The 703-nt window shown below is 79.1% G+C and carries 1 pseudogene; it reads right to left on the bottom strand.

From position 1 onward, the window contains the following. A pseudogene (locus tag E4O86_RS23040) lies at nt 1–703 on the bottom strand (ATP-dependent helicase HrpB); the annotation flags it as partial.

Raw genomic sequence — 703 nt, 5'->3', positions numbered from 1 at the left:
GAGCGCCTCGTCGGAGAGGTCGGGCCACGCCGCCCCGGCGCGGGCACGCAGGAACGCGAGGCGGGCGCGGAGCGCCGCGATTTCGGCAGGCCAGGGCAGCGCGGCGAGCCCGCGGGCAAGCGCCGCCTCGGCAAGAATGCGCGCCGCGGCGTCCTCGTCGGCGATCTCCGCCCGGCGCTCCGAGAGGACGAGGGCGTCGAGGCGGCGGAGGCGGCGGGCGACGAGGAGATCGGCGGCGCGGTCGTAGCCGACGGCCTCCTCCTCGACGATGCGGTCGGGGAAGAGCTCCTCGATCGCGGAGCGCTCGATCCCGGCGGCGACGAGGATGCGGGCGTCCGGCCCGCCGCCCTGCACCTCGCCGATCGCCAGGAACGGCGCGTCGGCGAGCGGATCCGCCTCGTCGAGCCGTGCGCCGCCGCCGCTCGCCATGCGGAACCGGCCGCGGCCGCCGCGGGCCTGGGCCACGCGCTCGGGGAAGGCGAGGGCGAGCAAGGCACTGGCGGGAAAGGGGTTTCCGGCGCTCCGCGCGGCGGCGAGCCGGGCCCAGCGCCGGGCCGCCTGGTAGGCAGCCCGGTAGCCGGCACGGCATCCGCGCCGTAGGGCCTCGATGCGCATGGCGAGGTCGGTGTCGCGCCCGCCGACGCCGGGCTCGGCGAGGATCGCCGCGATGTCGGCCGCAAGCTCGCCCGCGCCGCGCGCCGCC

It is taken from the genome of Propylenella binzhouense (assembly GCF_009866965.1).
GTDB lineage: Bacteria > Pseudomonadota > Alphaproteobacteria > Rhizobiales > Afifellaceae > Propylenella > Propylenella binzhouense.
This window is presented reverse-complemented; position numbering and strand designations above follow the sequence as displayed.